General features: G+C 47.6%; 1 rRNA gene. It reads left to right on the top strand.

The features are described from left to right. Nucleotides 1-44 precede the first annotated feature (44 nt). Nucleotides 45-246, top strand: a 16S ribosomal RNA gene (locus tag H5122_RS20085); the annotation flags it as partial.

The following is a 246-nucleotide window of genomic DNA, read 5'->3' as shown; positions in this document are numbered from 1 at the left end:
AAAAATTCAGAATTCATTGAGCTGTCGAAAGACATAAAACTTTTTAATTGAAGAGTTTGATCATGGCTCAGATTGAACGCTGGCGGCAGGCCTAACACATGCAAGTCGAGCGGTAACAGAGAGTAGCTTGCTACTTTGCTGACGAGCGGCGGACGGGTGAGTAATGCTTGGGAACATGCCTTGAGGTGGGGGACAACAGTTGGAAACGACTGCTAATACCGCATAATGTCTACGGACCAAAGGGGG

The organism is Pseudoalteromonas sp. SG43-8 (assembly GCF_014164245.1).
GTDB classification, from domain to species: domain Bacteria; phylum Pseudomonadota; class Gammaproteobacteria; order Enterobacterales; family Alteromonadaceae; genus Pseudoalteromonas; species Pseudoalteromonas distincta.
Note: the sequence above shows the minus strand (reverse complement) of the source record. Positions and strands in the feature narration are given on the sequence as shown.